Raw genomic sequence first — 21,006 nt, 5'->3', positions numbered from 1 at the left:
GACCGCTCAGCGTCGGCGCAGCAGTTCGTAGGCGGCGACGGCACCGGCGGAGGCGACGTTGAGCGACTCGACCCCGCCGTACATCGGCAGCGAGAGGATCCCGTCGAGCCGGGAGCGGACGTCCTCGGTCAGGCCGTCGGTCTCGTTGCCCAGCACCAGGGCGACCCGGGGCGGGAGCGACGCCTCCAGCAGCGAGTCGCCGCCGGCGTCGAGCCCGAACACGCCGAACCCGGCCGCGTGCATGAGGTCGACGCCCTCGGCGGCGGTGGCACAGCGCAGCACGGGCGCGGCGAACGCCACCCCGGCCGAGGCCTTGATCACCAGTGGGTCGATGGCGGGCACCCCGCGGCGGGGCAGGAGTACGCCGTCCAGACCGGCGGCCGTCGCGCTGCGCAGGATCATCCCGACGTTCGACGGGTTGGTGACGGCGTCGAGGACCAGCACCGACGCCGGCCGCCGGGTGCCCAGGTCGGACAGGAAGTGCTCCAGCGGCGACATCCGCGGGGCGACGACGTCGGCCAGCACGCCCTGGTCGTGGCGCCCGTTGCCGGCCAGCACCTTCACCCGCTGCGCGGTCGCACGCTGCACCGGCACCCCGCGGTCTCGGGCGGCCGCGGTGATCTCGCGTTCGCCGCCACCGCGCACCGTGTCGGCCAGCACGACCTTGTCGACCTCCAGGTCGGGGTCGGCCAGCGCCTCCAGGACGGGCTTGCGGCCGTAGACCGTGATGAACCGGTCCTTCGGGGAGACCGCACCTGCATCGCTCACGGGGAGAAGCGTCGCACGTAGGATCGCGGCCATGCCGTCCCGGCTCTCCGCACTCGACGCGTCCTTCCTGTACCTGGAGGAGGCGACCACCCCGATGCACGTCGGCGGGGTCGCCGTCTTCGAGCGCGCGGACGACGGGTTCGACTACGACCGCCTGGTCGAGCTGATCGAGCAGCGGATCGCGCTGGTGCCGCGCTACCGGCAGAAGGTGCGCCACGTCCCGGCCAACCTCGCGCGTCCGGTGTGGGTGGACGACCCGGAGTTCGACATCGCCTACCACGTGCGGCGCTCGGCGCTGCCCCGTCCGGGCAGCGAGGACCAGCTGACCGACCTGGTCGGACGGCTGATGTCCCGGCCGCTGGACCACACCCGTCCGCTGTGGGAGATGTACCTCATCGAGGGGCTCGGCCCCGCCGGGGACGGCGACACCGGCCGGGTCGCGATCCTCACCAAGACCCACCAGGCGATGGTCGACGGGATCTCCGCGATCGACATCGGCCAGGTCATCCTCGACGTCTCCGCCGAGCCGCGGGCCACCCCGGACGAGCTGTGGATGCCGCGCCCCGAGCCGACCGACGGGCAGCTCGTGCTCGACGCGATCTCCGAGGCCGTCACCCGCCCCACCGAGATCGTGGACAACGTGCGGGTCGCCGCGGGGGACGCGCTGGCCACCGTCGGCAAGCTCGCCGGGGCCGCGGGCAAGGTCCTGAACATGGCCCGGACCGCGGGTCGTCGCGCGCCGGGGCTGCCACTGAACGCCGAGATCTCCACCCAGCGCCGGTTCGCGCTTGCCCGCACCGACCTGGAGGACTACCGCAAGGTCCGCGCCGCCTACGGCTGCGACGTCAACGACGTGGTGCTCGCCGTGATCGCCGGTGCCCTGCGGACCTGGCTGATGTCACGGGGCGAGCCGGTCGCCGGGTCGTCGTCGGTGCGGGCGCTGGTGCCGTTGTCGGTGCGCGGCGAGGGCGACGTGCCCAGCTCGGCGGCCGGCGGGTCGCTCGGGAACCGGGTGGCCTCGTTCCTGGTGGACCTGCCCGTCGGCGAGCCGAGCCCGCTGGTGCGGCTGCACCAGGTCACCCACCAGATGCGCGAGCACACCGACACCGGCGACGCCGTCGGTGCCGACACCCTGGTCCGGATCGGCGGGTTCGCCCCGCCGACGCTGCACGCCGTCGGTGCCCGCGCCGCGAACGGCATGGCACGGCACTTCTTCAACCTGGTCGTCACCAACGTCCCCGGGCCGCAGTTCCCGCTCTACGCGGCCGGGGCGCGGATGCTGGAGATGTTCCCGGTGGTCCCGCTGGCGAAGGGCCAGGCCGTCTCCATCGGCCTGACCAGCTACGACGGCGGTGTCTACTACGGCCTGAACGGGGACCGGGACGCCATGGGCGACCTGGACGTGCTGGCCGGGCTGGTGGACGAGTCGCTCGAGGAGCTCCTCGAGACACTGCGACAGTCGGGGTGAGCCCCGTCAGAGGAGAACACCGTTGAGGATCTACCTCCCCGCAACCTGGCCGATGCTGGCCCGCGCCGTGAAGACCGGGAACTTCGAGCCGCTCGGCGGCACCGCCTTCGCGCTCACCCCGAAGCTGCGCGAGTCCTACACCGCGGGTGACGACGAGGAGCTCGAGTACGCCGCGATGAACGAGGCAGCGCGGGCGTCGCTGCGGCTGCTCGCGGTCGAGTTCGGCCTGGGCGAGAACGACACCCCCGCCCGCCGGGTCGTGGTGTCCGCCGACACCGACGACGTCACCCTGCGCCCCGACCTCGACGACGGCGCGGTCCGGGTGACCGGCCCGGTGCCGCTGTCGAAGATCGCCGCCGTGCACGTCGACCTGCCGGAGGCCGAGCACGCCGTCCGGGAGGCGGCCGGTGCGGTCGACAAGGCCGACCTGGGCGACATGGACGCCGAGTTCCTCGTCGGCGAGGCCGAGGACCACGAGCTGGCCTGGTACGACGGCACCGAGCTGCCGTTCCTGGTCGAGCTGGGCTGAGCCCCGACGGGCCCTCAGCCCGCTCCGGCCCCCGGCGCGGGGTCGTGGAACACCGGGTCGCGGCCCTCCAGCCGCGCGGCGACGGCCTCGCGCTGGTTCGGGCTCGCGATCAGCGCACCGATCTCGGCCTGCTCGGCGGCGAGCTGCTCGGCGGGCGGACGGGGCGTCGTGAGCAGCCGCTTCGCCGCGCGGACCGCGTGCGGGTTGCGGGCGGCGATCTGCCGCGCGGTCGCCAGCGCGGCGGCCCGCGGGTCCTCGGCGGTGCGGGTCGCGAGCCCCAGCGCGACGGCCTCGGTGCCGGACACCGTGCGCCCGGTGAAGGTCAGGTCGCGGGCGACGTCGCGCCCGACCAGCTGCGGCAGCAGCAGCGTGCCGCCCATGTCGGGCACCAGGCCCCAGACGATCTCCAGCACCGACAGCGTCGCGGTGGGGGCGACGATCCGCAGGTCCGCGCCGAGCGCGATCTGCAGTCCGCCGCCCAGCGCGTGCCCCTGCACGGCGGCGATCACCGGCACGTCCAGTTCGGTCCAGGCGTACGCGGCGCGCTGCCCGGTCGCGCGGGCCGGGGAGCCGTCGCGCGGCGGGGGCAGCTCGGCGGTGGCCGAGAGCCGTTCGCCGGCGCGCATCGCGCGGAACATGTCGCGGTCCAGACCCGCGCAGAAGTCCGGCCCCTGCGCCGACAGCACCACGACGCTGACGTCCGCGCGGTCGCGCAGCGCGTCCGCGGCGTGCACGATCGCGGTGAACTGGGCGACGTCGAGGGCGTTGCGGCGCTCCGGCCGGGTGAACCGCACCTCGGCGACGCCGTCGTCCACGGTGGTCCGGACCCGCTCGCTCATGCACCGCACCGTAGCCCGGATCGGAGGCAGCCACGGCCCGTCGTCGCGCCGCAGCGGCACCCGGAGGGCCGGGGCCCTCAGCCGCGGACGGGTGGCTCGATGGTGATCGGGGCGCCCCAGCCGTCGTAGCGGACGAGGACATCGAGGGCCGCGCCGTCGGGCAGCTGCTGGCGGACCCGGCTGCGCAGCGGCCTGCGTTCGGCGTCGACCCAGATCTCCGAGCTCAGCCGGGTCAGCCCGGCCCGCTGCTGGGCCTGCAGCGCCCCCCGGCGCGCCGGGTCGGTCTCGGTCGCCACGGCCCGCACCAGGTCGACGACCAGCGTGTAGTGCACGGCCGGGGTGCCGTCGACGGCGTCGTCGGCGGCGTCGGCGACGAGCACCGCGTCCGGGTAGCGGGCCACCGCCCCCAGCGGGTCGACCCCGGCGGCGACGTTCGCGGCGAGCGTCGCGTGCGCCATCTGCTCCGGCGGCAGCGGGACCCGTCCGGCCTCGCCCCAGCCGCCGTCGCCGGGGCGCAGCCAGGTGCGGCCGCCGATCCGGATGATCTCGGTGCTCCGTGCGACCGTGCCCGACGGCCCCGAACGCAGCAGCAGCCGCACCGCGGGGGCGTCCCCGGCCCCGTCGACCCGCAGGGCGCCGTCGCCGGTCACCGGGACGGTCGTGCCGTCGTGGGTCAGGGTGCCCGCCACCGACAGCGTCGAGCCGCCGTCGAGCCGGGTGCGGGCCCGCACGTCGGCGACCAGCGGGGCCGGGTCGTAGTACTTCGGCAGCGCCGCCGGCGCGACCGCGGGCGGCGGGGTGGCGCCCGACGAGCCGGGCCACGAGCACCCGGACAGCCCGGGTACCAGCACCGCCCCGCACAGCAGCAGCGTCATCGCGCGCCGTCCCGGCACTACCCGCTCCCCGGCCGTCGTCGTGATCGTCGGAACTGTCAGGACCGACAGGACCGTCAGAACCTGTCGCTCGCCAGCGCCACCAGCACGCGGCGCAACGCGTCGAGTCTGCCTCCTCCGAGTGCGCCGGAGGCGACCAGGTCGTCCAGTGCACACTCCGGGTCGGCGGGCGGCCCGAGGTGCCCGCAGCCGCGCGGGCAGTCCTCGATGGCCTCGGCGAGGTCGCCGAACGCGGCGACGACGTCGTCCGCGCTGACGTGCGCGAGCCCGAACGACCGGACCCCCGGGGTGTCGACGACCCAGCCGTCGGCGTGCGGGAACGCCAGGGCCGCGGTGGTCGTGTGCCGGCCCTTGCCGACGCCCGACACCCGCCCGATGGCCTGGGTCGCGGCCGGGACGATCGCGTTGACCAGCGTGGACTTGCCGACCCCTGAGTGTCCGACGAGCGCGCACAGCCGCCCGGACAGCTCCGCGCGCAGCGCGTCCAGCCCGGTCGGCGGCCCGGACTCCGAACGTCCGGTCACCAGCACCGGCACCCCGAGCTCGCGGTACTGCGCGGCGAACGGCTCGGGGTCGGCGAGGTCGGACTTGGTGAGGCACAGCACCGGCTGCAGCCCGCCGGCGAACGCCGCGACCAGGCAGCGGTCGACGAACCCGCTGCGCGGCACCGGGTCGGCGACGGCGGTGACCACGATCAGCCGCTGCGCGTTCGCGACGACGATCCGCTCGTAGGGGTCGGTGTCGTCGGCGGTGCGGCGCAGCACGGTCTCGCGCTCGGCGACCCGCACGATCCGCGCGAGGGTGTCCGGCTCGCCGGACAGGTCCCCGACGAGGTCCACCCGGTCCCCGACGACGACCGGCGTCCGGCCCAGCTCGCGGGCCCGCATGGCGACGACCTGGGGGAGGCTCGGGTCGGCGTCGACCGCGCAGGTCCAGCGGCCCCGGTCGACGGCGGTGACCATCGCGCGGGTCGCGTCGGCGTGCGCGGGGCGGCGCTTGCTGCGCGGACGGCTGCCGCGCCGTCCCGGGCGGACGCGGACGTCGGACTCGTCGAGCCTGCTGATGTCGCGGGGCACGTCAGTTCCCGACCAGCGCCGCCCACCGGCCGGGGAAGTCCGGGATGGTCTTGTCGGTGCTGGCGACGTCGTCGATCTCGACGCCCGGCACGACCAGACCGATGATCGCGCCCGCGGTCGCCATCCGGTGGTCGGCGTAGGCGCCCCAGGGCCGGTCGGCGCGCCCGGTCAGCGGCTTCGGTTCGATGACCAGCCCGTCGTCGGTCTCGGTGACGGCGCCGCCGAGCGCGGTGATCTCGGTGGCGAGCGCGGCGAGCCGGTCGGTCTCGTGCCCGCGCAGGTGCCCGATCCCGCGCAGCCGCGAGGTGCCCGAGGCGAGCGCGGCGATCGCCGCGACGGTGGGTGCGAGCTCGCCCGCGTCGTGCAGGTCGACGTCGACGCCGCCGAGCCGGTCCGGGCCGGTCACGGTCAGCCCCTCGGCGGTGTGCGACACGGTCGCGCCGAACTGCTCCAGCACCGGCAGCACGTCGACGCCGGGCTGGGTGGTCTCGGCGGGCCAGCCGCGCACGGTGACCCGCCCGCCGGTCACGACGGCCGCGGCGAGGAACACCGCGGCGTTCGACAGGTCGGGCTCGACCGTCCAGTCCCGCGCCGCGACCGGCCCGGGCTCGACCCGCCAGCTGTTCGGCTCGCCGTCGTCGACGACCACCCCGGCGGTGCGGAGCATCTCCACCGTCATGGCGATGTGCGGCAGCGAGGGCAGCGGCTTCCCGTCGTGGCGGACGGTCACCCCGCGCTCGAACAGCGCCCCGGACAGCAGCAGCCCGGACACGAACTGCGACGACGCCGACGCGTCGATCGTGACCTCGCCACCCCGGACCGGGCCCCCGTCCAGGACGAACGGCAGCGCGTCGGCGGCGCCGTCGAAGGACACCGTCGCTCCGAGCTGGCGCAGGGCGCCCAGCACGGTGCCCATCGGGCGCTCCCGGGCGCGCGGGTCGCCGTCGAAGCGGACCGCGCCCGACGCCGTCGCCGCGGCCGGCGGGACGAACCGCATGACCGTTCCGGCCAGCCCGCAGTCGACCTCCGCCGGGAACGCAGCCGTGCCGCCACGCAGGCCGCCGTGCGCGCCGATCCGCACCGTGTCGCCCTCGGTGACGACCGGGACGCCCAGCGCGGTGAGCGCGCCGGTCATCAGCGCGGTGTCGCGGGTGGGCGGCGCACCGTCGACCCGGACCCCGCCGCCGGACAGCCCGGCGAGCAGCAGCGCACGGTTGGTCACCGACTTCGACCCGGGGACGGTCACGGTGCCGGTCACCGGCGACCCGGGCGTGGGGGCGGTCCAGTAGCTCACGCCCCCATCCTTCCCCACATGGGAGCATGGGATGCATGTGCGGCCGTTACGCCTCCACCAAGGCCCCCGCGGACCTGGCCGACGAGTTCCACGCCGTCGACGCGACGCAGGAGTCCTCGCAGCGTCCGGACTACAACGTGGCGCCGACCAAGGACATCACCGTGGTGGTCGAACGCCACCCCCGCGACGAGAGCGGCGAACCCGACCGGGACGTCACCGAGCGGTCGCTGCGGACCGTCCGCTGGGGCCTGGTGCCGTTCTGGGCGAAGGACCCGTCGGCGGGTGCGCGGATGGTGAACGCCCGGTCGGAGACGATCACCGAGAAGCCCGCGTTCCGCCGTGCGGCCGCGTCGCGGCGCTGCCTGTTCCCGATGGACGGCTGGTACGAGTGGCAGCGCCACGACGCCGTCCCGAAGAGCCAGGGCGGGACCGGCAAGCCGACCAAGCAGCCGTACTTCACCCACTACGCCGACGACGCCACGATGGCGATGGCCGGCCTGTGGGAGTACTGGCGTCCCAGCGGCGGCGAGCTCGCCGAGAAGTACCCGGACGGCCTGGTCACCGCCTGCGTGCTCACCACCGAGGCGGTCGGCCCGCTCGCCCAGGTGCACGACCGGATGCCGCTCGTGCTGCGCCCCGACGACTGGTCGGACTGGCTCGACCCGGACCGCGACACCGGCGACGACCGGGTCACCCGGCTGCTCGTCCCGCCGACCCCCGAGCTGGTGTCCACCCTCGAGATCCGGCCGGTGTCGCCGCAGGTCAACAACGTCCGCAACAACGCTCCCGAGCTGCTCGACCGGATCCCCGACGACCAGGTGACCGAGCCGATCCAGCTCGACCTGCTGTCGTGACCGGGGCGCGCGAGGTCGACACCCCGCGCGGACCGGCCCGGGTCACCCTGCACCGGGCGGAGCAACCGCGCGGCCTGCTGCTGCTCGGGCACGGCGCCGGCGGCGGTGTCGACGCCCCCGACCTGGTCACCGCGACCGCGGCGGCCACCGCCGCCGGGTTCGACGTCGGCCTGGTCGAGCAGCCCTACCGGGTCGCGGGCCGGCGGGCCCCCGCCCCGGCCGGGCACCTCGACGAGGCGTGGCTCGCCGTCGTCGCGGCGGTGCGGCCCGGCCACGACGGGCCGCTGGTCGTCGGCGGCCGCAGCTCCGGTGCGCGCGTCGCCTACCGCACGGCGACGACGGCCGGTGCCGCCGCGGTGCTGTGCCTGGCCTTCCCACTGCACCCGCCCGGCCGCCCGGAGCGGACCCGGGCCCCGGAACTCGACGGGGCCGGGGTGCCGGTGCTCGTGGTGCAGGGCCGCAGCGACCGGTTCGGCGTCCCGGCCGACGGGCCCGACCGGCGGGTGGTGCTGCTCGACGGCGACCACGGTCTGAAGAAGCAGCACGACCGGCTGCGCGAGGTCGTCGCCGGATGGGCGGCGGAGCAGCTCGCCCGGTAGAAGCCGGTAGAAAAGGTATGCCTACCCTTATGTGCCCGGTATGTTCCCTCCGTGTCGAAGATCCGATCCTTGAGAGCGTCGGCGGCCGCCGCGGTCCTGTCCGCGCTGCTGCTCGTGGTGGCCGGGTGCGCCGCGGCGCCCGAGCCGGCCCCGTCCGGGGGAGGCGGCTACACGGTCACCCACGCGATGGGCGAGACGCGGCTGCCGGCGCGGCCGTCGCGCGTCGTGGTGCTGGACTCCCCGCACCTGGACGCGCTGGTCGCGCTCGGGATCGTCCCGGTCGGGGCGAGTGAGTCGTCGGTCGGGGCCGGGTTCCCGCCGTACCTGGCCGACCGCCTGACGGGCACCCGACCGACCGGAGCGATCAACGATCCCGACCTCGAGGCGGTCGCGTCGTTGCGGCCCGACCTGATCATCGGCTCGGCCACGCGGCACACCCCGCTCCACGCGCAACTCGCGCGGATCGCCCCGACCGTGTTCTCGGTCGGCAGCGGCACCGACTGGACCGAACAGGCCCGGGTCACCGCTGCCGCGGTGCAGCGCACCGGCGAGATGGAGGAGCTGCTCGAGGGGTGGCGGCTGCGCGCCGAGCAGGTGGGCAGGGAGGTCGGCGCGCCCGGTCGGACGGCGTCGATCGTGCGGTTCCAGCCGGAGTCGTTCCGGCTCTACGGGCCGAGGAGCTTCTCCGGGTCCGTGTTGACCGCGATGGGCTTCGAACTGGGCGACCGTGCCTGGAACGAGTACTCGATGCTGCAGGTCGGACCGGAGATGGCCTCGGAGATCGACGGCGATGTCGTGTTCTTCACCGACCGGGCCGGTGACCCGTCGGCCGGTGCCCGGGGTGCGGTGAGCAGGTTGTGGGGCACCGCCGCCGCCGTCCGCGCCGGCCGGGTGCACGAGGTCGAGGACGAGACCTGGATGGTGGGGATCGGCGTGCTGGGCGCCGACCGGATCGTCGACGACGTGCGGCAGCGTCTGGCCCCGGGCCCGCCGTCCTAGCGGGCCCCGGCCAGCAGCGCGGCGAGCTCGGCCGCGGGGCGTGGCGACCCCAGGTGCCAGCCCTGGCCGATGTCGCATCCCAGGTCGTGCAGCCTGCGGGCCTGCCAGCCGGTCTCGACCGACTCCGCGACGACGGTCAGCCCGAGGGTGTGCGCCAGCTCGATCATCGCCGAGAGGATGACCGGGCTGTCGACGTCGCCGGGGCCCGGGTCGTCCGGGCCCTCCTCGCCGGGGCAGGCGCCACCCCGGCCGGTGACGAACGACCCGGCCAGCTTGAGCACGTCCACCGGCAGCCGGTGCAGGTAGACCAGGTTCGAGTAGCCGGTGCCGAAGTCGTCGATGGCGATGCGCACCCCGAGCCGCGACAGCTCCTCCAACGCCTGCACCGGGCGCCCGGCGGCGGACATGAGGTCGCTCTCGGTCAGCTCCAGCTGCAGCGACGAGGCGGGCCACCCGGTCCGCTCCAGCACGTCGGCGATGCGGAGGACGGCGTCGGGCCTGCGCAGCTGCTGGCCCGCCACGTTCACGCTGAGCACCAGCCCCGCGTCGGCGCCCGAGTCCACCCAGGACCGGGCGTCGGTGCAGGCCTGCTCCAGCAGGTGCAGCCCCAGCGGGACGATCAGGCCGGTCTGCTCGGCCAGCGGGATGAACACGTCCGGGCCGAGCCGCTCGCCGTCGGCGGTGCGCCAGCGGGCCAGCGCCTCCACCCCGACGACGGCGCCGTCGTCGAGCGCGACCAGCGGCTGGTACTCCAGGTGGAACTCGCCGCGCTCCAGCGCACCCGGCATCCGGCCGGCCAGCTCGAACAGGTGCACGTCGTTGGCGTGCCGGGCCGGGTCGAAGACCGCGATGCGGTCCCGGCCGTCGCGCTTGGCCCAGTACATGGTGGTGTCCGCGGCCTGCATGAGCTCGGCGGCGCCCGCGGCACCGGCGACGTCCTCGCCGGTGGCGGTGCCCGCGGCGTCGCGGAACGGGCGGGCGACGACCCCGATGCTGGCCGACACCACCACCTCGCGGCCGCGCACGTGCACCGGCCGCCGGACGACGGCCAGCGCCCGGTCGGCGACCTCGGCCAGCTGCTCGACGCCGGTGCACTGCTCCACGAGCACCACGAACTCGTCGCCGCCCATCCGGGCGACGGTGTGCCCTGCCGGGCGGAGCTCGGCGTCGAGGCGGTGCGCGACGGTGCGCAGGAGCTGGTCACCCGCGTCGTGGCCGAGGGTGTCGTTGACGGCCTTGAAGCCGTCGAGGTCGAGATAGCAGACCCCGACCGGGGCGGGGGAGCCGTACGGCCCGGCGAGCGCGGTCTCGAGCCGGGTGAAGAACAGCGAGCGGTTCGGCAGCCCGGTGAGCGGGTCGTGCTCGGCCTGGTGACGCAGCCGTGACTGCAGGCGGCGGCGCTCGGTGACGTCGGAGACCATCGCGACGAGGTAGCGGGGCTCGCCGTCGGGGGAGCGGACCAGCGAGACGGTCAGCTCGGTCCACACCTGGTCGCCGTCGACCCGGAAGTAGGCCTTCTCCATCCGGACGTGCCCGATCCGCCCGGCGAGCATGGACTCGATCTGCGGCCACATCTCGGGGGTGTCCTCGGGATGGATGAACTCGAACACCGAACGGCCCACGAGCCCACCGGGCCGGTGGCCGAGCATCTGGGTCAGCGTGCGGTTGGCCTCCAGGATCTGGCCCTCGGTGTCGGCGACGCCGATGCCGATCACGGAGCTCTCGAACACCACGCCGTAGCGCGCCTCGGAGCGCCAGCGGGCGTCCTCCGCGGCGGCGCGTGCGGCGAACGCGGCCGAGCTGATCCGCTCCTGCTCCAGCCGGGTGCGGTCGCGCAGCATCCGGGCGTACCCCGTCGACAGCGCCCCGACCGCCCTGCTCCAGCGGCGGAACCGCTCCGGGTCGAGGGTGTGCTCGGCGAAGTGCTCGGACAGCACGTCGATCGAGCAGCGCAGGGCGGCCGGGTCGGTGAGGTGCGCGGCGACCAGCTCGGCGCCGACCTCCTCGGCCATCGTCTCCTCGGCCCGCCCCTCGACGACGGCGGTGAACCACCAGGCCGCGCCGGACAGCACCGCGTGCAGGTCGGCGCGGGCGGCGGAGACGAAGCTGCGGGCCTCGATCGCGGCGACCCAGGCGTCGGCCAGCGCCGAGGGCCCCGGGCCCCCGTCGTCGGGCAGGACGGGGACGGGTTTCGCCATGACGGCTCTCCCTCCCACTGTCAGTCGCCGGGCGGCCCGGTGTGACGGGCGACGGCGGCCAGGCCGGGGTAGCGCTGCGCCTCGGGGCCCACCGGGGTCTCCGGACGCCAGAGCGGGATCCGCACGACTCCGGGTTCCACCAGCTCCAGGCCGGCCAACAGCGCCGTGAGCTCCTCGGTGTCGCGCATCCGCATCCGGTTCGGGGACGTGTCCCTGTTGTAGAGGTTCTGGGCCTGACTCGCACCGGAGAGGCCCCCCTCGTCACTCGCGTGGCTGACGACCACGTGGCTGCCGGGGACGGTCGCGGCGGCGTAGGCGGCGATGATCCCGGCCGGGTCGGCCTCGTCCGGGACGAAGTGCAGCACCGAGACGAGCAGCACCGCCACCGGCTGCGTCAGGTCGAGGTGGCTGCGGGTCAGGGGGTCGTCGAGGACCCGTCGCGGGTCGGTCAGGTCGGCGGCGAGGACGGCCGTCGACGGGTCGTCGTCGAGCAGCGCACGGCTGTGCGCGACGGCGATCGGGTCGTTGTCGACGTAGAGCACCCGGGCGTCGTCGCAGGCGGTCGCCGCGACCTCGTGCACGTTGCCGACGGTCGGGATGCCCGAGCCGAGGTCGAGGAACTGGCGGATCCCCCGCGCGCACAGGTGGTGCACGGCCCGGCGCAGGAACGCCCGGTTGGCCTGCGCGACGGCCGCCATCTCGGGCAGCGCGTCGAGCACCCGGTCGGCGAAGGCACGGTCGACCTCGAAGTTGTGCGACCCGCCCAGGTAGTAGTCGTAGACCCGGGCGACGCTCGGGCTGGTCATGTCCACCTCGTCGGGCGCCCATTCCGGTCGGTCCACGCGTGCTCCCCGTTGCTCGTCTCGACGGTGCCGACGGCGGTCCGGGGCCGTCGGTGACCGACCCTACTGGCGCGGAGCCCGGATCGGACCCGTCCGTGTGACCCCTGCGGTCAGCCGGTCGCGATCGGTGAGACGACGGCGCCGGTGAGTGCCACCAGGTCCGCCGGGGCGAGCTCGATCTCCAGGCCGCGCCTGCCCCCGGAGCAGAACACCGTCGGGTGCTCCTCCGCGGAGACGTCGAGGACCGTCGGCAGCCGCCGACGCTGGCCCAGCGGGGAGATGCCGCCCGCGACGTAGCCGGTGGTCCGCTCGGCGTCGGCGACGTCGGCCATGACGGCCTTCTTCCCGCCCGCGGCGGCGGCCAGCGCCTTGAGGTCCAGCTGGGCCGACACCGGCACGATCCCGACCGTCATGGTCCCGTCGACGAGTGCGACGAGGGTCTTGAACACCCGTCGCGGGTCCTGCCCCATGACGGCGGCGGCCTCCTCGCCGTAGCCCGCGCCGTCGTGGTGGGTGTAGGTGTGCAGCTCGTGCGCCACCCCACGCTTGCTCAGCAGCGCCGTCGCCGGGGTGCCCCTGCCCGCCATCGTCGGTGTCCTCCCGTCCTCGTCCCGGGGTCCCGACCCGGGGGGTGACGGAGAACCTACGGGAATGCCGTCCGGCGCCGCACCGTTGTTGCGGGGGTGACGACATCAGTGATGGAGAGGCCCGGGGCCGCGCCGCCGGACGGCCGCGAGCGGCCGGGGCGCGTACCCTCCGACGCGTCCGTCGTGCCGGTGACCCGCACCGGCGCGCGACTCGTGTCACTGGAGAGGGAACCTTTGTCAGTACAGCCGGATGAGCCGGACCAGCCGGAGACGGGTGCGGCAGGGACCGATCCCGCGGAGCTCGCCGCCATGGTCGGCGTGGCCGACGAGGACGGCAACCGCGCGCCCGAGGACGAGAGCGTCTCCGACCGCACGGCCCGCTTCGAGCGCGACGCGATGCCGCTGCTCGACCAGCTCTACGGTGCGGCGCTGCGCATGACCCGGAACCCGGCCGACGCCGAGGACCTGGTGCAGGAGACGTTCCTGAAGGCGTACTCGGCGTTCGGGTCGTTCCGCCGCGGCACCAACCTCAAGGCGTGGCTGTACCGGATCCTGACCAACACCTACATCAACGGGTACCGGAAGCGGCAGCGTCAGCCCCTGCAGTCGCCGACCGACGAGATCACCGACTACCAGCTGGCCCAGGCCGGTGAGCACAGCTCGACCGGTCTGCGCTCGGCCGAGGTGGAGGCGCTCGACGCGCTGCCCGACAGCGACGTCAAGGAGGCCCTGCAGGGCCTTCCGGAGGACTTCCGCATGGCGGTCTACCTCGCCGACGTCGAGGGGTTCGCCTACAAGGAGATCGCCGAGATCATGGGCACCCCGATCGGCACCGTGATGTCGCGGCTGCACCGTGGCCGGCGCCAGCTGCGCGACATGCTGACCGACGTCGCCCGTGAGCGCGGCTTCGTCCGCGACGGGGGCACCGGCGCGACCGGGGACCGGGAGGTGACGGCATCGTGAGCGCCGCCGAGGGCTCGGGCGCACCGCTCGAGCGCAACCCCATGATCCAGGACCCGCCCGCGAACACCGGGTGCAGCGAGGTGCTGGCGGAGGTGTGGCTGTTCCTCGACCACGAGTGCGACCAGGAGCGGCGACGCCTGCTCCAGCAGCACCTGGACGAGTGCGGGCCCTGCCTGGCCGAGTACGGCATCGACGAGAAGCTGAAGGCGCTGCTGGCCCGCAAGTGCGGTGGTGAGGCGGCCCCGGCCGGGCTCAAGGACCGGCTGCGGTCCCAGATCCGCTCCGCGGTGCTCGAGCAGGCCCAGGTGACCGTGGAGAGCGGCCCGGAGGGCACCAGCGTCTCCGTGTCGCACCAGCGCACCGAGTACCGCAGCGGCTGACCGGCACCGCCGCTCCGGCGGCCGACCCGCCACCGACGCGAGAGGGCGGGCACTCCCACCGGGGTGCCCGCCCTCTCGCGTCGGTGTCGCCGAGCTCAGCAGTTCGGCTTCTTGCCGTGGTTGGCGCCCTTCTTGGCGCGGTCACGGCGCTTGCGTGCACGCTTGGACATCTCGACCCTCCTTCCCGTCCGGGTCACGGTTCCGCGGCGGTGCCGCGGGAGCTTGGTAGGGGCGATTCTCGCATGTGATGGGATGGGCGATCGTGACCACGCTGAGCGAGCTGCTCGCCGAGCACACGACGATGGACGGCGAGACCGCCGATCACCTCCAGCGCGTGGTCGGTGAGTGGCAGTTGTTGGCCGACATGTCCTTCGCCGACTTCCTGCTGTGGGTGCCGCTGGACGACCTCCACGCGGGGACCGGCGGTGCCTCCCGGGCGGCGACCGCGCAGTTCCTGTGCGTCGCCCAGGCCCGGCCCACCACCGCGCCGACCGCCCACCCGGACGACGTCGTCGGACGCCGGGCGGTGCCGGTGGAGGTCGGCCAGCTGCGCCGGGCGGTGCTGGAGGGCCGGATCTGCCGCGACGACGACCCGCGCTGGCACCTGGAGGTGCCGGTGCGGCGGGAGACCATCCCGGTGCGGTTCAAGGGCCGCACGGTGGCGGTGCTGTCCCGCGACACCAACCTGTCCACCCCGCGCGTCCCGAGCCCGCTGGAGATCGCCTACCTCGGCAGCGCCTCGGACCTGTGCCAGATGATCGTGGACGGGACGTTCCCGCCGCAGTCGGGTCCGCCCGGCTCGGCCGAGGGCAGCCCGCGCGCGGGGGACGGCCTGGTCCGCCTCGACGTGCACGGCAACGTGGCCTACGCCAGCCCGAACGCGCTGTCGGCGTACCACCGCATGGGCCACGCCAGCGACGTCGCCGGGGCCGACCTCGCGACGGTCACCAAGGCGCTGGTGCTGGACCCGTTCGACGCGAAGGACGTCGCGGGCCGGATCAACGAGGCACTCGACGGCGTCCCGTCCACCCGGATGGAGATCAAGGGCCGTCGGGCGACGATGCTCGTGCGCGCACTGCCGCTGCGCCCCCGCGGCGACGCGGCGGGCGCACTGGTGCTGGTCCGGGACGTGACCGACCTGCGCCGCCGGGACGCGGCGTTGATGAGCAAGGACGCCACCATCCGCGAGATCCACCACCGGGTGAAGAACAACCTGCAGACGGTCGCGGCGCTGCTGCGGATGCAGGCCCGGCGCAGCGAGCACCCGGAAGCCGGTCGCGCGCTGGAGGAGTCGGTCCGCCGGGTCACCTCCATCGCGCACGTGCACGAGGCCCTGGCCTACTCCGTCGCCGAGGTCGTCGAGCTCGACGAGCTGCTGCCGAAGGTGCTGCCCGCCATCCGCGACGGCGCGACGACCGAGTCCCGTGCCCGGGTACGCGTCGACCCCGGTTTCGGGGCGCTGCCCGCGGCGAAGGCGACCCCGCTGGTGCTGGTCCTGGCCGAGCTGACGCACAACGCGCTGGCGCACGCCTACGACCCCGGTACGGCGGGGGAGGTGGTCGTCAGCCCGGTGCGCTCGGCGAGCCGGCTGGAGGTGTCGGTGGCCGACGACGGCCACGGGATGCCGGCCGACTTCGACTTCGAGAAGTCCAAGGGGCTGGGGCTGCAGATCGTGCGGACCCTGCTGACCTCCGAGCTGGAGGCGACGATCGAGGTGCGGGCCCGGGAGGGCGGCGGCACGGTGGCCGTGGTCCGGGTGCCGCTCGGCGGCTCCTGAGGACAGGGGATGGGAGGGCGGCGGGGCAACGGTTCCGCCGCCCGTCGTCCCCGGGCGGTCGCTGCGGTGCGGCGGACGACCGATCCCGGTCACTCCCGGTGCCCCGGGGCGTGGGAGAGGGCCCGGAGGGCACCGGATACGCTCGTCCCGTGACCGTTGATCCCGGTGCCGTGGTCGCGCCGGTACCGTGGTCGACCGTCACACCGGGGTGGCAGATCACCCCGAACGCACCTCGGGCCCGTGGCCGGTGGCGTCCGGCTACGGGCCCGAGGTCGGGGAGCTACTTCTTCTACTTCTCGGAGCTACTGCCCGAGGCGCGCGAAGCGACTGTTCCCGGGACAGCTGTTCCTGCCGTGGTCCGGGCGAGTGCCCGGAGGCGGCTGCCTACGCGGTGCGAGCGCGCGGACGGGTGCTGCGCCGCTTCAGGGCGCGCCGCTCGTCCTCGCTCATGCCGCCCCAGACACCCGCGTCCTGACCGGACTCGAGGGCCCACTGCAGGCACGACTCGGTGACCGGGCAACGCCGGCACACGCTCTTGGCCTCCGCGATCTGCATCAGGGCGGGGCCGCTGGTGCCGACCGGGAAGAACAGCTCCGGGTCCTCGTCGCGGCAGATCGCGTCGTGACGCCAGTCCATGATCACTTTCTCCTCTGGTGCGCGATCGGGGTCGCGCCGATCGTCTGTGCGCTGATGTTACGTGCATGTTTCGCAGCTTGTGAATACTTTCACGAGCCACCACGGTCCTCAATGGGGAACTGCTCGCGGGATACGTGAGCGCCCTCATAGGGAACGCACGCAGACAGACCTGTGCCCGGGACTTCGAGCCGCCCTGGGCCGGTTCCACGATCCAGTGTCCCTGTCCCACGCGGAATCGGCCACCCGAAAACGGTGTCGACCCGGACACCCTCTGAGTGAGGGGCCCGGCCCGGTGGGACGGAACCTCCACGAGCGGCGCTGCTCGTGGCCTCGCTTGCGTAGGACCACCTTGGATCACGGGTTTGGCCTGGTATAAGCCCCAACGGGACCGACGGTCCGCTCACATCGGTGAATGGCGGGGTAGCTCACTCCAGCGTGTGAGAGCGCCCGCACGATGAGCGACGAACCGTCCGTCTCACACGACGACGCGTAACGCTCCGGGCACGCTCAGGAATTCCACGTCGGTGCGCATTCCGAGGTGGTCGCCGTCGAGCTGGAGCGCGAGGGGCTGTTCCGAAGTGATCCGCACCCGGCCGACCGCGTCGTGCCGGACGATGTGCCGCCCGTGCGGGTCGCCGTCGGCGGCCAGGATCTGGCGCAGGGTCGAGGCGATCGTCCGCGGGCTCAGCCCGGTGAGGGCGAACAGCCCCAGCCCGCTGCCGAACGACGAGCGGGGGTTGGTCCGCACCGCGCGGCCGGACAGGAAGGTCCACGGGTCGGTGTTGGAGACGAACGCCAGCCGCACCCCGGTCAGCGGCGCCGCGTCGGGCAGCTCCACCGTCATCGACGGCGGCCGGCGCAGCTGCGCGAGGTACTGGGCGATCGCGGTCAGCGCGTAGCGGCCGGGGCTGGCCTCGTGGCCCTGCGCGCGGGCGCGCTCCACCGCGGCCACGACCTCGGCGTCCCAGCCCATGCCGGCGTTGAAGGTGAACCAGCGGTCGTCGGCCCAGCCCAGGCCGACCAGCCGTCGTCGTCGCTGGGCCAGCGCGGTCAGCACGTGCCCGGTCGCCTCGACCGGGTCGCGCGGCATGTCCAGGGCGCGGGCGAAGACGTTCGCCGAGCCACCGGGGACCACCGCGAGCATCGCCGTGGCGTCCGGGTCCGGCCGCGGGGCGCCGCTGCCCGAGCCGGTCTGCGCGGCCAGGAGCCCGTTGACGACCTCGTTGACCGTGCCGTCGCCCCCGAGCGCCACGACGAGCTCGACGCCGTCCGCCACGGCCGCCGCGGTCGCCTCCGCCGCGTGGCCCCGGTAGCGGGTCTGCAGGACGTCGAGCTTCAGCTCGCTGGCCAGGGCCTTGGTCAGCACGTCCCGGCCGGCGGCGGTGGTGGACGTGGCCTGAGGGTTGACCACGAGCAGCGCGCGCACGGGCCGACTGTATCGACCGCGCACCGGGCGGTCCGTCGGCCGCCCGGCGGTGGCCGTCACGCCGGGCGGCCTATCCTCGCGAGGTGGCCGATGACCGTGACGCCCGCCCCGCGACGCGGGAGCGACCGCCGGAGAACGTGCGGGTGGCGGGGGTGCTCGTCGCGGCGCAGGGGCTCGTCGGCGCCGTCCTCGCGGTCGTGCTCGGCGTGCGCGCCCTGGAGGCCGGTGGCGCACGCCTCTACTACGGGCTCGCCGAGGCTGGGATCTTCGTGCTCATGGCGGCCGCCGTGGCCGGTGTCGGCTACGGGCTGGTCCGCGGGGTGCACGGCTGCCGCACGCCGGCGATCGTCGTGCAACTCCTGCTGTTCCCGGTCATCTACTACGCGCTGGGCCCCAGCCGGCAGCTGGTGTGGGGCATCGTCTGCGGCCTGTTCGTGCTGTTCACGTTCCTGATGCTGATCAGCGAGCAGTCCCGCCGCTGGTCGATGGGCGACGAGTACCCCGAGGACTAGCGTCCGGCCCGCCCGGCCAGCGCGACGAGCGGGTCGCCGGTGAGCCGGTAGGTGGTCCATCCCTCGTTCGGCACCGCGCCGACGGAGCGGTAGAAGCCGATGGCCGGGGTGTTCCAGTCCAGCACGTTCCACTCCAGGCGCTTCCAGCCGCGCCGGGCCACCTCGGCGGCCAGCTCGGCGAGCAGGGCCGCGCCGTGCCCGCCGCCGCGGGCGGCGGGGGTCACGTAGAGGTCCTCCAGGTGGATCCCGGCGACGCCCTCCCAGGTGGAGAAGGTCCGGAACCAGATGGCCGTGCCGACGACCGCGCCGTCGTCGCCGGTGGCGACCAGGGCCCCGGCCGACGGGTCGGGGCCGAACAGCGCGGCGTGCAGCTGCTCCTCGGTCAGCCCGCACTCGTCCGCGGCCTTCTCGTAGTCGGCCAGCTCGTGCACAAGCCGGACCATCACCGGCACGTCGTCGGGGGTGGCCGTCCGGACGCTCACTGGTCCTCCGTTGGGGTGGGGCGCTGGTTGACGTGGTCGAGGCGGGGGACCCCGCGCTCGAACCCCAGCACGCTGACCCCGGCCGGGTCCATGCGGAAGTGCACCCCGCCACTCGTGGGCAACCCGATCCAGCGCGCCGTCAGCACCCGCGAGAAGTGGCCGTGCCCCACGAGCACGACATCGCCGTCGCCGAGCAGGGCGCGTGCGTCGGCGAGCACGGCGTCGGCGCGGGCCGCGACGTCGTCGGGGGTCTCACCTCCGGGCCACGGTCCGTCCCAGATCGTCCAGCCCGGTAGGGACTCGCGGATCTGCGGCGTGGTCCGGCCCTCGTTGTCGCCGTAGTCCCACTCGACGAGCCGGTCGTCGACCGCGTCCACCCGCAGCCCGGCCAGCTCGGCGGTGTCCCGCGCGCGCGAGCGCGGGGAGCAGAGGACCCGGGCGGGCGGGGCGTCGTGGCGGACCAGGGCCAGCGCGGTGCGCACCCGGCGGGCGGCGACCCGGCCCTGGTCGGTCAGCGGGACGTCGGTGCGGCCGGTGTGCTTGCCGGTGCGCGACCACTCGGTCTCGCCGTGGCGCAGCAGGAGGATCCGTCCCTCGGGATCGGCGTCGGTGCTCACGTGCGGCGACGCTAGTCGCGGACGCTGCGGGACGCTCGCGGTGATCACGTCACCCGGTCGGGTCGGATCGGTCCCCGACCGGGGAGTCCGCCGGGCGCGCCGTACCCGCAGGGTGGCCGGTTCGGCTGAGATCCGTGGCGGACCACGAGCCGAGGAGCGTCATGTCGTCGCAGTTCTCCCACCGCCCCTCGCGGCGGCGCATCGCCGGGATCGCCGCCGCGGCCGGCCTCGCGGTCACCGTCGCGCTGACCGCGCCCGCCGCCGCGGGCACCGCGGTGGCCGCGCCGTCCGCCCCGGCGGCGCAGGCGGGCGCGATCGGCCCGGGCGTGCAGATCGCCACCCCGGTCACCGGCGGGGCCGAGCTGTGCACCGCCAACTTCCTCTACACCCCGGCCGCCGCGCAGGACGGACACCGGGACGGGGCCGACGGCGCCGAGCACCAGGCAGCGCCCGCCGGGGCGCTCTACCTGGGCGCGGCCGCGCACTGCATGGCGGGCGAGGACGCGATGTCCTCGGTGGACGGCTGCAGCGAGCCGGTCATGCCGGAGGGCATCGAGGTCGGCATCCGCGGCCGCGACGGCAGGAACTACACCGGACGGGTCGCCTACAACTCCTGGGCGGTCATGCAGGACCGCGGGGAGAGCGACCCGCAGCTGTGCCTCTACAACGACCTGTCGCTGATCCGCCTCGACCCGGCGGCCGTCGCCGTCGCCGACCCCACGGTCCCCGGCTTCGGCGGCCCGACCGGGCTCGACACCGACGGCACCGAACAGGGGGAGAAGGTCTACAGCTACCAGCCCAACCAGCTCGTGGCGACGCCGTACAAGCAGGGGCTGAGCCTCGGGCAGCCGGAGGGGCCGCGCACCCACGTCGTCTCCACCACGCCGCCGGGGGTCCCGGGCGACTCGGGCTCGGGCTACCTCGACGCGCGCGGCCGTGCGTTCGGGCTGCTGTCGAGCCTGATGCTGCCGACCAACACCAACGGGGTCACCGACATCGCCCGCGCGCTGGCCTACGCCGAGCGCTACGGCGACGTCGGCGCGCTGGAGGTCGTCCCCGGGCGGGTCCCGTTCACCCCGGGCGTGCTGCCGCTGACCGAGCTGCCCACCGGCCCGTCGCTGCCCGCGCTCCCGCTGCCCGACCTCACCCCGGCCCCGCTGCGCTGACCCGCTGAGCGGACCCGGTGCACCGCCGGGGACCGGCGCCGCACGCCCCTCGGTGTGCGGGTGGCCACTCCGGACGTGCCGGGTGACCGGTTCCCGGCGCG

The 21,006-nt window shown here is 74.7% G+C and carries 22 protein-coding genes; 10 read left to right on the top strand and 12 right to left on the bottom strand.

Features of this window, described 5'->3' with window-relative positions; genetic code table 11:
• Positions 1-6: 6 nt before the first annotated feature.
• Positions 7-801 (bottom strand): RNA methyltransferase, encoded by a 795-nt coding sequence (locus Ae505Ps2_RS01955; protein ID WP_075310372.1) that lies wholly within the window; start codon positions 799-801, stop codon positions 7-9.
• On the opposite strand from Ae505Ps2_RS01955, the gene Ae505Ps2_RS01950 reads away from it, so the two are divergent.
• Together Ae505Ps2_RS01950 and Ae505Ps2_RS01945 are read left to right on the top strand one after the other, a co-directional pair.
• The gene (locus Ae505Ps2_RS01950) at positions 800-2,236 is read left to right on the top strand and encodes a wax ester/triacylglycerol synthase family O-acyltransferase (protein ID WP_075553366.1); all 1,437 of its coding nucleotides are present in this window, start codon (positions 800-802) and stop codon (positions 2,234-2,236) included. The two genes, Ae505Ps2_RS01955 and Ae505Ps2_RS01950, sit on opposite strands and share 2 nt — an antisense overlap.
• Positions 2,237-2,258: 22 nt before the next feature.
• Positions 2,259-2,765 (top strand): hypothetical protein, encoded by a 507-nt coding sequence (locus Ae505Ps2_RS01945; protein WP_043276975.1) that lies wholly within the window; start codon positions 2,259-2,261, stop codon positions 2,763-2,765.
• A 14-nt stretch (positions 2,766-2,779) separates the two neighbouring features.
• Here Ae505Ps2_RS01945 and Ae505Ps2_RS01940 read toward each other — a convergent pair whose 3' ends face one another.
• From Ae505Ps2_RS01940 to aroA, 4 genes are all read right to left on the bottom strand, one after another.
• On the bottom strand, positions 2,780-3,604 hold the full coding sequence (locus Ae505Ps2_RS01940; protein WP_075310374.1) for a crotonase/enoyl-CoA hydratase family protein: 825 nt from the start codon (positions 3,602-3,604) through the stop codon (positions 2,780-2,782).
• A 77-nt stretch (positions 3,605-3,681) separates the two neighbouring features.
• Positions 3,682-4,479, bottom strand: a complete 798-nt coding sequence (locus Ae505Ps2_RS01935; protein WP_075310376.1) for a hypothetical protein — start codon at positions 4,477-4,479, stop codon at positions 3,682-3,684.
• Positions 4,480-4,553: 74 nt separating this feature from the next.
• Positions 4,554-5,573, bottom strand: coding sequence for a ribosome small subunit-dependent GTPase A (gene rsgA / locus Ae505Ps2_RS01930; RefSeq protein ID WP_020622720.1), 1,020 nt, complete (start codon positions 5,571-5,573; stop codon positions 4,554-4,556).
• Position 5,574: 1 nt separating this feature from the next.
• Positions 5,575-6,867 carry a 3-phosphoshikimate 1-carboxyvinyltransferase gene (gene aroA, locus Ae505Ps2_RS01925; RefSeq protein WP_020622719.1) on the bottom strand — a complete coding sequence of 431 codons (1,293 nt, stop codon included), beginning with the start codon at positions 6,865-6,867 and terminating at the stop codon, positions 5,575-5,577.
• A gap of 35 nt (positions 6,868-6,902) precedes the next feature.
• On the opposite strand from aroA, the gene Ae505Ps2_RS01920 reads away from it, so the two are divergent.
• From Ae505Ps2_RS01920 to Ae505Ps2_RS01910, 3 genes are read left to right on the top strand one after another with little or no spacing between them, the layout of a single operon-like run.
• Entirely contained in the window at positions 6,903-7,721 is an 819-nt protein-coding gene (locus Ae505Ps2_RS01920) for an SOS response-associated peptidase (RefSeq protein WP_075310378.1), read from the top strand.
• Positions 7,718-8,320: an alpha/beta family hydrolase gene (locus tag Ae505Ps2_RS01915; protein ID WP_075553365.1), complete on the top strand. Its 603-nt coding sequence runs from the start codon at positions 7,718-7,720 to the stop codon at positions 8,318-8,320. Before Ae505Ps2_RS01920 ends, Ae505Ps2_RS01915 begins: the two co-directional genes overlap by 4 nt.
• Before the next feature lie 51 nt (positions 8,321-8,371).
• The gene (locus Ae505Ps2_RS01910) at positions 8,372-9,319 is read left to right on the top strand and encodes an iron-siderophore ABC transporter substrate-binding protein (RefSeq protein WP_212567599.1); all 948 of its coding nucleotides are present in this window, start codon (positions 8,372-8,374) and stop codon (positions 9,317-9,319) included.
• Here Ae505Ps2_RS01910 and Ae505Ps2_RS01905 read toward each other — a convergent pair.
• The 3 genes from Ae505Ps2_RS01905 to ybaK all read right to left on the bottom strand — a co-directional run bounded on the left by Ae505Ps2_RS01905 (position 9,316) and on the right by ybaK (position 12,946).
• Positions 9,316-11,517: a GGDEF domain-containing phosphodiesterase gene (locus Ae505Ps2_RS01905; protein ID WP_075553364.1), complete on the bottom strand. Its 2,202-nt coding sequence runs from the start codon at positions 11,515-11,517 to the stop codon at positions 9,316-9,318. The two genes, Ae505Ps2_RS01910 and Ae505Ps2_RS01905, sit on opposite strands and share 4 nt — an antisense overlap.
• Positions 11,518-11,537: 20 nt before the next feature.
• On the bottom strand, positions 11,538-12,359 hold the full coding sequence (locus tag Ae505Ps2_RS01900) for an SAM-dependent methyltransferase (RefSeq protein WP_075310384.1): 822 nt from the start codon (positions 12,357-12,359) through the stop codon (positions 11,538-11,540).
• A gap of 110 nt (positions 12,360-12,469) precedes the next feature.
• Entirely contained in the window at positions 12,470-12,946 is a 477-nt protein-coding gene (gene ybaK / locus Ae505Ps2_RS01895; RefSeq protein WP_075310386.1) for a Cys-tRNA(Pro) deacylase, read from the bottom strand.
• A gap of 309 nt (positions 12,947-13,255) precedes the next feature.
• On the opposite strand from ybaK, the gene Ae505Ps2_RS01890 reads away from it, so the two are divergent.
• The 3 genes from Ae505Ps2_RS01890 to Ae505Ps2_RS01880 all read left to right on the top strand — a co-directional run bounded on the left by Ae505Ps2_RS01890 (position 13,256) and on the right by Ae505Ps2_RS01880 (position 16,066).
• Complete coding sequence (locus Ae505Ps2_RS01890; RefSeq protein WP_084786183.1) at positions 13,256-13,909, top strand: sigma-70 family RNA polymerase sigma factor; 654 nt, start codon at positions 13,256-13,258, stop codon at positions 13,907-13,909.
• Between the two features lie 41 nt (positions 13,910-13,950).
• The gene (gene rsrA, locus Ae505Ps2_RS01885; RefSeq protein WP_043277336.1) at positions 13,951-14,289 is read left to right on the top strand and encodes a mycothiol system anti-sigma-R factor; all 339 of its coding nucleotides are present in this window, start codon (positions 13,951-13,953) and stop codon (positions 14,287-14,289) included.
• A 262-nt stretch (positions 14,290-14,551) separates the two neighbouring features.
• Positions 14,552-16,066, top strand: a complete 1,515-nt coding sequence (locus tag Ae505Ps2_RS01880) for a PAS domain-containing sensor histidine kinase (protein ID WP_075312834.1) — start codon at positions 14,552-14,554, stop codon at positions 16,064-16,066.
• Positions 16,067-16,450: 384 nt separating this feature from the next.
• On the opposite strand, the gene Ae505Ps2_RS01875 is transcribed toward Ae505Ps2_RS01880, so the two are convergent.
• The gene (locus Ae505Ps2_RS01875; protein WP_043277332.1) at positions 16,451-16,702 is read right to left on the bottom strand and encodes a WhiB family transcriptional regulator; all 252 of its coding nucleotides are present in this window, start codon (positions 16,700-16,702) and stop codon (positions 16,451-16,453) included.
• Positions 16,703-17,177: 475 nt separating this feature from the next.
• Positions 17,178-18,128 (bottom strand): diacylglycerol kinase family protein, encoded by a 951-nt coding sequence (locus tag Ae505Ps2_RS01870; protein WP_020623034.1) that lies wholly within the window; start codon positions 18,126-18,128, stop codon positions 17,178-17,180.
• An 83-nt stretch (positions 18,129-18,211) separates the two neighbouring features.
• Between Ae505Ps2_RS01870 and Ae505Ps2_RS01865 the strand changes: the two genes are divergently transcribed.
• Positions 18,212-18,640, top strand: a complete 429-nt coding sequence (locus tag Ae505Ps2_RS01865) for a hypothetical protein (protein ID WP_060710703.1) — start codon at positions 18,212-18,214, stop codon at positions 18,638-18,640.
• Here the strand turns inward: Ae505Ps2_RS01865 and Ae505Ps2_RS01860 are convergent.
• Complete coding sequence (locus Ae505Ps2_RS01860) at positions 18,637-19,083, bottom strand: GNAT family N-acetyltransferase (RefSeq protein ID WP_051050100.1); 447 nt, start codon at positions 19,081-19,083, stop codon at positions 18,637-18,639. The two genes, Ae505Ps2_RS01865 and Ae505Ps2_RS01860, sit on opposite strands and share 4 nt — an antisense overlap.
• Positions 19,084-19,118: 35 nt before the next feature.
• Complete coding sequence (locus Ae505Ps2_RS01855; RefSeq protein ID WP_075310388.1) at positions 19,119-19,739, bottom strand: histidine phosphatase family protein; 621 nt, start codon at positions 19,737-19,739, stop codon at positions 19,119-19,121.
• 161 nt (positions 19,740-19,900) lie between these two features.
• Between Ae505Ps2_RS01855 and Ae505Ps2_RS01850 the strand changes: the two genes are divergently transcribed.
• The gene (locus Ae505Ps2_RS01850) at positions 19,901-20,905 is read left to right on the top strand and encodes a hypothetical protein (RefSeq protein WP_075310390.1); all 1,005 of its coding nucleotides are present in this window, start codon (positions 19,901-19,903) and stop codon (positions 20,903-20,905) included.
• Positions 20,906-21,006: the final 101 nt, after the last annotated feature.

Origin of the sequence: Pseudonocardia sp. Ae505_Ps2 (assembly GCF_001932425.1) — a bacterium.
Lineage (GTDB): Bacteria > Actinomycetota > Actinomycetes > Mycobacteriales > Pseudonocardiaceae > Pseudonocardia.
Note: the sequence above shows the minus strand (reverse complement) of the source record. Positions and strands in the feature narration are given on the sequence as shown.

Bases quoted from the DNA above. Each gene is read 5' to 3' on its own strand.
- Ae505Ps2_RS01950 (WP_075553366.1), top strand. From the start codon at position 800: ATGCCGTCCCGGCTCTCCGCACTCGACGCGTCCTTCCTGTACCTGGAG.
- Ae505Ps2_RS01955 (WP_075310372.1), bottom strand. From the start codon at position 801: ATGGCCGCGATCCTACGTGCGACGCTTCTCCCCGTGAGCGATGCAGGT.
- Ae505Ps2_RS01940 (WP_075310374.1), bottom strand. From the start codon at position 3,604: ATGAGCGAGCGGGTCCGGACCACCGTGGACGACGGCGTCGCCGAGGTG.
- Ae505Ps2_RS01935 (WP_075310376.1), bottom strand. From the start codon at position 4,479: ATGACGCTGCTGCTGTGCGGGGCGGTGCTGGTACCCGGGCTGTCCGGG.
- Ae505Ps2_RS01920 (WP_075310378.1), top strand. From the start codon at position 6,903: ATGTGCGGCCGTTACGCCTCCACCAAGGCCCCCGCGGACCTGGCCGAC.
- Ae505Ps2_RS01905 (WP_075553364.1), bottom strand. From the start codon at position 11,517: ATGGCGAAACCCGTCCCCGTCCTGCCCGACGACGGGGGCCCGGGGCCC.
- ybaK (WP_075310386.1), bottom strand. From the start codon at position 12,946: ATGGCGGGCAGGGGCACCCCGGCGACGGCGCTGCTGAGCAAGCGTGGG.
- Ae505Ps2_RS01890 (WP_084786183.1), top strand. From the start codon at position 13,256: ATGGTCGGCGTGGCCGACGAGGACGGCAACCGCGCGCCCGAGGACGAG.
- rsrA (WP_043277336.1), top strand. From the start codon at position 13,951: ATGATCCAGGACCCGCCCGCGAACACCGGGTGCAGCGAGGTGCTGGCG.
- Ae505Ps2_RS01875 (WP_043277332.1), bottom strand. From the start codon at position 16,702: ATGGACTGGCGTCACGACGCGATCTGCCGCGACGAGGACCCGGAGCTG.
- Ae505Ps2_RS01860 (WP_051050100.1), bottom strand. From the start codon at position 19,083: ATGGTCCGGCTTGTGCACGAGCTGGCCGACTACGAGAAGGCCGCGGAC.
- Ae505Ps2_RS01850 (WP_075310390.1), top strand. From the start codon at position 19,901: ATGTCGTCGCAGTTCTCCCACCGCCCCTCGCGGCGGCGCATCGCCGGG.